Here is a 6,130-nt window from a genome sequence, read left to right as displayed (position 1 = left end):
TATGTTTTTCATATCCCAGTGTGGGGACAACAACACGGAATTCCATTTTTCCCATGTCAAGCCGTGATCTTTGGAACGTAAAATAAGAACACCGCAGTAATTACCGAAATAGTATCCCGAATCAACTAAACACGCCACATATATATCTCCTGTTGTGTAATTGTAATCCGCAGCAAAAGCAACATAAGGACCAAGAGAATCTTCAATTAAAACATCTGGGGAATCCCACCTTGAGTCACTCATAGGAGCTTGAGAAACTAAAAGTAAAGAAAGAAATAATAACATAAAACCTCCTTTTTTTCTTTTTCTTGTTAAATTTGGTGTTTCCTCTTGAAGGATTTAAGAGATCCTTGAATCTTTATACTTTTCAAAAGAACAAATTTAACAAGAAATTTAAATCTTCTTAAATTTCTAAAACTTATCTTCAAACCGGGTTAAAATTTATTTTATAAAACCCGATACTTTTATTTTTTTAACATCACCCCCTTTCGTTTGCTTATTAGGGTTTATTTTAAAATAATAGTTATTTTTTTTGTTTTGTCAATGTAATCTTTTCAAGAAGAATTTAGGGTAAAGCTTTATAAAAAGATCTTGACAAAAAATTTTGGAAAATTAAATATACAGAAAATAGGAGATAGATTATGATAGTAAATGATAGAATTTTTAGAGAATATGATATAAGAGGCATAGCAGATGAAGAATTGACAAGTGAATTTGCATATAATCTTGGGAAAGCGTTTGGGACATATCTAAAAAGAGTGGGACTTTTAAATATTGCTGTGGGAAGAGATGTAAGGAATAGCTCTCCGAGATTGTTTGAGAATCTTTCGGAAGGAATAATTGATACGGGATGCAATGTGATAAATATAGGAGTTGTTCCCACACCTCTTTTATATTTTTCTATTTTCCATTATAATTTGGATGGGGGGGTGATGATTACTGGGAGTCATAATCCAATTGAATATAATGGTTTTAAGATGATGAAGAGAAAAGATACCGTGTATGGTGAGGAGATTCAGAAAATAAAGAAAATAATTCAGGAAGAGGATTATGAAAAAGGGAAAGGAGATATTAGGGAAAAAGAGATTGTTAAAGATTATATAGATTATATTTCCTCTTTAATTTCCCCGGGACGAAAACTGAAGATAATATTGGATCCAGGTAATGGGACTGCGGGACCCATTGCAACCGAGTTATTTAAATCCTTGGGAGCGGATTTTGAGTGTATTAATTTTGAACCTGATGGGAATTTTCCAAATCATTTGCCAGATCCTACAGTTGTGAAATATACCGAGCAACTTAGAGAAAAAGTGTTAGAAGCTAAGGCAGATATGGGAATAGGGTATGATGGAGATGCTGATCGCGCGGGTATAATAGATGAAAATGGAAGACTTGTTTTTGGGGATCAGCTCTTAGGTGCGTTAGCTAAACCAATAATTTTGAAAAATCCAGGGGCAGAAGTGATTTTTGATGTTAAATGCAGTCAGGGTCTTGTTGAATGGATTGAGAAACTTGGTGGGAAACCTCTTATGTGGAAAACAGGGCACTCTCTACTGAAAGCAAAAATGAAAGAGGTAGGAGCTTTACTTGCAGGAGAAATGAGCGGACACATTTTTATCGCTGATGGTTATTATGGGTATGATGACGCTATATTTGTCTCTGCGAAATTTTATGAAATAGTTTCTCATTCCGATAAAAGGGTTTCAGAGTTGATTGATGAAATGCCTTATTATTTTAGTACCCCAGAGATAAGAACCGAGGTGGGAGAGGAAGCAAAATGGAGAATTGTTGAGGCAGCTAAGGAGGAGTTTAGGAAAAAATATAAGACTATAGATATTGACGGTGTTAGAATTCTCTTTGACGATGGTTGGGGTCTTGTGAGAGCTTCTAACACTCAACCGATTGTGGTGACTCGTTTTGAAGCTAAAACAAAAGAAAGGTTGGAAGAAATTCAAAGAATTGTAACAGACTTTATAAATGAAAAGAAAAGAAATCTTAGCTGAACTTATTCAGGTAGCTTGTAAAATAGGGATAAAGATTATAGAAGATAAGCTGCTCCAGAAAGGTGGATATTGTAGAGTTTTTAACAATAAATATGTGATAATGGATAAAAGAATCTCTGAAGAAGACAAGATGAGGATTTTGATTGAGGCGTTGAAGAGGAATGACCTTGATAATATTTATTTAACCCCAAAAATAAGAGAGTTGTGTGCTAAGGAGAAGTAAATTAGGTTTAGTTCTGGGTGGTGGAGCAGGAAGAGGTGTTGCACATCTTGGAGTTATAAAGTGCCTTGAAGAAGAAAATATAAGGCCAAATATTATATTTGGCACTTCTATTGGAGCGTTGATAGGTGGTGTTTACGCGACAGGATTAAACATTCAAGAATTACTTAATAAAGCTAAGGAATGTGTAAATTCTGAAGAGTTCAAAAGTTTAGGCTTTGAATTTTTTAAGGAGCATCCAGAAGGGTTGAGTTTCAAGAGATTAGCTTCTTATTTACGTGAAAGATTAGCTTTAGCAAGGATGGCTATTCAACCGTATATTCTCAAAAGAGAACCTCTTGAAAGAGTAATTGCTAAGATCTTGCCTGATATAAAAATTGAAGATTTAAAAATAAAGTTTGGATGCACAACACTTGATGTGGTTTCTGGGAGGGTTATTTACATTCATAAGGGTCCTCTTAGGGAAGCCGTATTAAAATCTATTTTAATTTCAGGAGTTTTCCCGCCCTGGGAAGAAAGAAATGAGATTCTGGTTGATGCAGGTCCAACTGCAAAAGTTCCAGTAGATGGATGCAGAGCTCTTGGAGCAGATAGGGTTATAGCTGTAAATTTAGGTTCAAAACTTACAAAATATGATAAGGTTGGGTCAGCCCTTTCCTTAATTTTCAGGGTGGATGAGATTGCTAAGTTCCATTACAATAAAATTCAAGCTGAAAAAGCTGATGTTTTAATTGAGCCGAAAGTTGAGTCTATTCACTGGGCAGATTTTACTAAGATTGATTTTGGAATAAGAGTTGGCTATCTGGCTACTAAAGAAAAATTACCAGAGATAAGAAGACTTGTGAAGCCCTCTTTTTATTCTTTTTTAAGAAGAAGTTTTCAGGTCGCTAGATAAAGTTTGATTTTAATAGATATTTTATAAATAAGGAAATAAGAATTGCAAATGTAAAGCTTAATAGAGTGCCAATAAGGATGTATTCTGCTTCTTTTCTTCTTGTGTGATCCTTTATTTCTCCAAATCTAAAGATTGTCTTTGCTGTTATAAGAAAAGCAATTGCCATTAAATTGTCTGTTAATATAAAAGTATAAATCAAAATCCTTTCTAAAATGCCAATCCAAAGCCCTGCTTTCTCAAGACCATTTCCTTCTTTTATCTTCTCTCTTAGAGGCTCAGTGATAATACCTATTAAAGGACCTATAGGCCAAATAAGAGAAATAAATCCAGAGATAATTAGTAGAGAACTTCTTGAGTTAAACAAAATTTGTAAAATGGTTAATAAAAGGGATAAATTTGTTTTTGAAAGAGAAAGCCAAATCGTGAATAGGAAGAGGAGAAAAATCGCCTGCGGTATTAGAAATTTTAGTAATTTACCTTTTATAAACCTAAAAAGTAAAGAAGTAAAAACCCAGATGAGAAAACCAAGAGGAATTAACCAAAATGTGTGATAATCTCCTTTGGAGAGATATAAAAGTATTCCATAAATGGCCGAGAAGATGTAAAGCCAAATTGAAGAAAATATTTCTTTTTCTACTTTTTTTCTTAATCCACAAAATTCAAAAGACAAATTAATAACTAAATGGGCTATTAAAAACCTTAAAAAAATGTTAATATTATACATAATAAGTCTATAAGTTTATAATTAAATTTATAATATTCATATATTATAATGCTTCCTTATTAAGTATTCAAACAATTCAAAAGCTTCTTTGAGTGCAAAATGTCCTCCAAGTTGTAAGCGTTGATGAATGGCTGGTTGGGAAATGCCCAATTTTTCTCCGATAGAGATTTGGTTTTCTCCGGAAATCCACAAGAGGATAGCTTCGGCTTGGAGGGGTGACCAATGGCTCGTGATTGCATCTATTGAAGAGGAGATAAAATTGAAGTATCTGTTTAGTTCTGGATTGTTGGATTTTATAAGGAATCTTCTATATTTAGAGATATTGTCAATTGCTTCTCCTGAGAGTCTAAAGGCTTCTCCATCGCTTTCTCTAATATTTGTTGGGTTGAAACTTTCAATTTTTCCAATTCCGATTCCTACCCTTAACTCTATTTTTTTATTTGTAATTTTTGCAATTAGATAGGCTTTTAAAAATACAACAATCTCTAAAGCTAAACTTGGATTTAGCACTAAAAGTTGGAATGAGTCTCCTCTAAAAATATCTGAAAAACCCCCAAAGCTTCCTTTTTTTAAAGAGAAAAGAGAGTTAATTCCTTCTCTTATTAAATTTAGAACTTCTTCTCTTCTCTCTCCAAGATTTCTTGATTTTACAATGTCTCCTGTAATTACAGCGTATATATTGTCTTTTTCCATTATAAAGATTATATCTGGAAAGCCAAAATAGTCAAGAATTTCTCTTTGAGGGAAGGCTTGACTATTTATGAAAACATTATATAAATTTTAGGCAATGGAAAGAGAAGTCTTGATCTTAGGTGGAGGGCCCGCTGGGATGGCAGCGGCTTTTGAGTTGAATAAAGCAGGAAAGTCTTTTGTTGTTGTGGAGAAGAACGAAGAAGTTGGTGGGCTTTCCAGAACTTTAGTGTTTGGAGAATTTAGAACGGATACTGGTCCACATAGGTTTTTCAGTCAGAACAAATATCTATATGATTTTATTGAAGATTTACTTGGAGAGAGTTGGATAAAAGTGGATAGGTTGACGAGATTTTATGTGAATGGTAAATTTTTTCTTTATCCTGTTGAGTTAAGAAATGCTCTTTTAAACGTTGGTTTTTATAAAGGATTTAAGATTGTTCGTGATTATCTTTTTGAAAGAACGAAAAAGGTTTTTTTAAGGAAAGAGCCAATATCCTTTGAGGAGCAAGTAATTTCAGATTTTGGAAGAACCTTAGCTGAACTTAATATGCTTAATTATACAGAGAAAATTTGGGGTCTGCCTTGTGCTAAGATTTCTCCTGATTGGGCTCGTCAGAGAATTAGAGGTCTTTCTTTAAAGGAAATGTTTAAGAAAGCTATTATTAAGTCAAAAGAAGGTCCAAAGACTCTTGTTGATCAGTTTTATTATCCGGCTTCTGGGACAGGTTTAATTTACCAAAAAATTAAAGAGAGGATTTTGGATGGAAGATATGGGATTGTTAAGTTAAATAGTAGACCTGTTAAAATAGGTGTTAAAAATAATAAAATAGAAGAAATTATTGTAAAGACAAATAAGGGAAACGAAATTTTTAGAGCCGATTATGTCCTTTCTTCTATTCCAATAACGGAATTCATTAACTTATTAGATACAGATGTCCCAAAAGATGTTTTGAAAGCGGCCCAAAATTTAAGATTTAGGTCACACGTTTCTCTTTTTATCACCCTTAATAAATCCTCTGTTTTCCCTGACCAATGGATATATTTTCCAGAAAAAGAAATTCCTTTTGGGAGAATAATGGAGCCAAAGAATTTTAGTAAGAAGATGTCACCCCCTGATAAGACTTCTCTTCTTCTAGAATTTTTCTGCTGGGAAAATGAAGAAGTGTGGGAGGCAACAAAGGAGAAGTTGTTTAATTTGAGCTTAGAATGGTTGGAAGATCTTGGTTTTGTTAAAGAAAAAGAGGTTTTGGGGCTTTTTGTTCATAAGGAAAGGTATGCATATCCAGTTTATGATTTGGGGTATAGAGAGAATTTGGATAAAGTCAAAAATTATCTGGGGCAAATTAAAAATTTGCAATTAATTGGGAGGGCTGGGAGTTTTAGATATAATAATCAAGATCATGCTCTGGAGATGGGAATTTTGGCTGCGAGAAATGTAATAGAAGGTAAGAAGTATAATATAGATGAAATTGGAACAGAGCAAGAATATTTTGAGAGAGGTTATGTGAAGTAAAAGGTCTTTTTGTTATTTTATTGTATAATAAACAAACCTTGACTATTCAAATGTTTACCATAAATTGATTAATAAGGAAAAT

At 33.3% G+C, this 6,130-nt stretch carries 7 protein-coding genes; 4 read left to right on the top strand and 3 right to left on the bottom strand.

From position 1 onward, the window contains the following. Positions 1 to 285: hypothetical protein (locus ABIN61_07185; protein MEO0293986.1), on the bottom strand; the 285-nt coding region annotated here is incomplete at its 3' end. Positions 286 to 641: 356 nt separating this feature from the next. On the opposite strand from ABIN61_07185, the gene ABIN61_07180 reads away from it, so the two are divergent. Genes ABIN61_07180 through ABIN61_07170 form a run of 3 tightly spaced genes read left to right on the top strand, consistent with a single transcriptional unit; the run spans position 642 to position 3,118 of the window. Then, on the top strand, positions 642 to 2,003 hold the full coding sequence (locus tag ABIN61_07180; GenBank protein ID MEO0293985.1) for a phosphomannomutase/phosphoglucomutase: 1,362 nt from the start codon (positions 642 to 644) through the stop codon (positions 2,001 to 2,003). Continuing rightward, positions 1,978 to 2,226: a hypothetical protein gene (locus ABIN61_07175; GenBank protein ID MEO0293984.1), complete on the top strand. Its 249-nt coding sequence runs from the start codon at positions 1,978 to 1,980 to the stop codon at positions 2,224 to 2,226. Before ABIN61_07180 ends, ABIN61_07175 begins: the two co-directional genes overlap by 26 nt. Beyond that, the gene (locus ABIN61_07170) at positions 2,210 to 3,118 is read left to right on the top strand and encodes a patatin-like phospholipase family protein (protein MEO0293983.1); all 909 of its coding nucleotides are present in this window, start codon (positions 2,210 to 2,212) and stop codon (positions 3,116 to 3,118) included. The genes ABIN61_07175 and ABIN61_07170 overlap by 17 nt, the downstream gene beginning before the upstream one ends. Here ABIN61_07170 and ABIN61_07165 read toward each other — a convergent pair. Continuing rightward, positions 3,111 to 3,842 carry a hypothetical protein gene (locus tag ABIN61_07165; protein ID MEO0293982.1) on the bottom strand — a complete coding sequence of 244 codons (732 nt, stop codon included), beginning with the start codon at positions 3,840 to 3,842 and terminating at the stop codon, positions 3,111 to 3,113. The genes ABIN61_07170 and ABIN61_07165 overlap by 8 nt on opposite strands. Before the next feature lie 36 nt (positions 3,843 to 3,878). Next, positions 3,879 to 4,535, bottom strand: a complete 657-nt coding sequence (locus ABIN61_07160; protein ID MEO0293981.1) for a SatD family protein — start codon at positions 4,533 to 4,535, stop codon at positions 3,879 to 3,881. A gap of 94 nt (positions 4,536 to 4,629) precedes the next feature. Between ABIN61_07160 and ABIN61_07155 the strand changes: the two genes are divergently transcribed. Further along, the gene (locus tag ABIN61_07155; GenBank protein MEO0293980.1) at positions 4,630 to 6,048 is read left to right on the top strand and encodes an FAD-dependent oxidoreductase; all 1,419 of its coding nucleotides are present in this window, start codon (positions 4,630 to 4,632) and stop codon (positions 6,046 to 6,048) included. Positions 6,049 to 6,130: the final 82 nt, after the last annotated feature.

The sequence above is a fragment of the candidate division WOR-3 bacterium genome, from assembly GCA_039804165.1.
Lineage (GTDB): Bacteria > Hydrothermota > UBA3072 > UBA3072 > UBA3072 > JAFGHJ01.
The sequence above is the reverse complement of the archived record's forward strand: the minus strand, read 5'-3'. Positions and strand labels throughout refer to the sequence as shown.

Bases quoted from the DNA above. Each gene is read 5' to 3' on its own strand.
- ABIN61_07180 (MEO0293985.1), top strand. From the start codon at position 642: ATGATAGTAAATGATAGAATTTTTAGAGAATATGATATAAGAGGCATA.
- ABIN61_07175 (MEO0293984.1), top strand. From the start codon at position 1,978: ATGAAAAGAAAAGAAATCTTAGCTGAACTTATTCAGGTAGCTTGTAAA.
- ABIN61_07165 (MEO0293982.1), bottom strand. From the start codon at position 3,842: ATGTATAATATTAACATTTTTTTAAGGTTTTTAATAGCCCATTTAGTT.
- ABIN61_07160 (MEO0293981.1), bottom strand. From the start codon at position 4,535: ATGGAAAAAGACAATATATACGCTGTAATTACAGGAGACATTGTAAAA.
- ABIN61_07155 (MEO0293980.1), top strand. From the start codon at position 4,630: ATGGAAAGAGAAGTCTTGATCTTAGGTGGAGGGCCCGCTGGGATGGCA.